The sequence below is a fragment of the Nitratidesulfovibrio oxamicus genome, from assembly GCF_015731765.1.
In the GTDB taxonomy this organism is placed as follows: domain Bacteria; phylum Desulfobacterota; class Desulfovibrionia; order Desulfovibrionales; family Desulfovibrionaceae; genus Cupidesulfovibrio; species Cupidesulfovibrio oxamicus.
Window position 1 is genome coordinate 1 of sequence record NZ_VRYY01000606.1, and the last position, 1,140, is coordinate 1,140.

Below are 1,140 nucleotides of genomic sequence, written 5' to 3' on the forward strand. Positions count from 1 at the left end.
GCAGCGGCAGGGCCTTGCATGCGGCGGCGTACAGGGCGGCGGCCCCGGCCATGTCGCCGCGCGCGAAGGCCACGTCGCCGCGCAAGGCGGCGACAATGGGAGAGGGGATATTTCCGGGGCCGGTGGGCAATCCGGACAGCCACGCGTCCAGCCACTGGTGACGGGCCTCGGTCATGCCCACCACCATGGCCTGCCGCAGCCAGAAGGTGTTGCCCGGCTGGGCACGGCGCTGGCGGTCCAGCAGACGGCACGAGGCGTCGGCATCGCGCTGCTGGAGCAGTTGCACCAGTTGGCGCACTTCGGCATCCGGCGGGGGTACGTCCAGAGCCATCAGCAGTTCCGCCACCCGGAACATCGGCGTGGGCAGGAAAGGGCGGGCCTTGTGCAGCGCAACCAGTTGGCCCGCCGTGCGACCATCCAGCGGGTCGGCCTCCCACGCGGCGCACAGGGCGTCGGCCCCCAGCGCGAACAGGTCGGCAGGGCCGTATGCGGCGCCTTCCGGCGTGTTCATGGCCGCAAGGGCCATCTCGGCAATGCCGACAAGGTGCAACTGCCCCACCCCGCCCTTGAGCAAGGCGGCGGCGAGGTCGCCGGGCAGGGAACGCCAGCGGGGGCGGGCAAGGGCGGGAGAGGTCACGGGGGCTCCGGCGGGTTCAATTGACATTCCGGGCGTTACCGCCCACAGTGCCGCATCGGTCGATCCGCGCGCCGCAATGGGTGCACGTTTCGGCGCGTTGTATCCCGCCAACCCGCATCCCCGCAACACGCATGGCGCATCCGCACGGCATTCCCGCACCCCATCCGGCCCAGGCCGCAACGCTGCTGGCAACCCTCATGGATCGCGTGCCCCTGTGGGAATGCGGGGCCATGGGCGCGGATAACCAGTTCCGGCTGGCGCGCGGGGCCATCGAAAACGCGGGGGGCGACCCCGGCATGGTGGCCGCCGGGGTGGGCATGGCCCTGTGGGGTTGGCGCGACAACCCGCTGGATACCCGTCTTGCCGCCCTGCTGCGGGCCATCATGGAAGACGCCCCGCAGGCGTTCGCCCCGACCCTGCGCGAACTGGTGGCCCGCCTGCATGACAGGGTGCGCGTGCCCGCCGACTTCGGCGCGCTGGATGCGGCCCTGAACGCCCACGGC

2 pseudogenes are annotated in these 1,140 nt (G+C 72.0%); one reads left to right on the forward strand and one right to left on the reverse strand.

Features of this window, described 5'->3' with window-relative positions:
- Nucleotides 1-637: pseudogene (locus tag FVW20_RS16160) on the reverse strand (glycosyltransferase family 2 protein); the annotation flags it as partial.
- A gap of 131 nt (nucleotides 638-768) precedes the next feature.
- On the opposite strand from FVW20_RS16160, the pseudogene FVW20_RS16165 reads away from it, so the two are divergent.
- Nucleotides 769-1,140: pseudogene (locus FVW20_RS16165) on the forward strand (glycosyltransferase family 2 protein); the annotation flags it as partial.